Source organism: Oleiphilus sp. HI0067, from assembly GCF_001635735.1.
In genome coordinates, this window is record NZ_LWFI01001367.1 from 1 (window position 1) to 691 (window position 691).

Genomic DNA, 691 nt, shown 5'->3' on the forward strand with positions numbered 1-691 from the left:
TTGTTCGCTAGGGCCTAGCAGCTTTTCAAAAATATCACGGGTGTTCTTGCTAAGACTTTTTACCATAGCGCTTGCTATGACAACAGAATGCTCGTTTATATGTTTTCTAATCGCATACAACTGATCTTCTAGAAAACTTAATGATTTGGGGATTTTAATAACGACAAGATCAAAGCTGCCTTCAAGTGATGTTGTGCTTGGAACAAGTTTCTCAGGTTCTTGTTTTGTATTCGCCTGCGTATTTAATCGAATAGCTGTCGATGACAAAAATGAGTCAGTTTGAATCGTGATATCAAATGCACGAAGCGCACAACTGATCGCGCCAAATTGGTCGTTTAAGATAAGAATTCGTTTATTGGACAGATCATGCTTACTCAGTTCTTCCAATAACAAGGTGTCAGCACCTTCCCATGCCTGCAGGTTCTGTTGAGCCTTACTATTTTTAAATAACGGATAGCGTTGAAGCGTTAGCGCACCAAAAGGACTGTCGTAGTGTGTGTTCATTTATCTCGCAGTGAAAGCAAAGAGTTTTAGATGACGAGGCTCAGCGCCAAGCTTAGCATGATGACACCAATAATTACTTCCAAGACTTGCCATGATTTTGCTTGGGCAAAGATTGGTCTTAGGAACCGAGCACCATATCCAAGTGAAAAGAAGAAAGTAAATGATGCGATAACGGCACCGAATCCGA

General features: G+C 41.0%; 1 protein-coding gene and 1 pseudogene. Both read right to left on the reverse strand.

Going from position 1 to position 691, the window contains the following annotated elements; all coding sequences use genetic code 11:
* Positions 1 to 504 (reverse strand): annotated as a pseudogene (locus A3739_RS21795) (50S rRNA methyltransferase); the annotation flags it as partial.
* Positions 505 to 530: 26 nt separating this feature from the next.
* On the reverse strand, positions 531 to 674 hold the full coding sequence (locus tag A3739_RS28305; RefSeq protein WP_231877126.1) for a LysE family transporter: 144 nt from the start codon (positions 672 to 674) through the stop codon (positions 531 to 533).
* Positions 675 to 691: the final 17 nt, after the last annotated feature.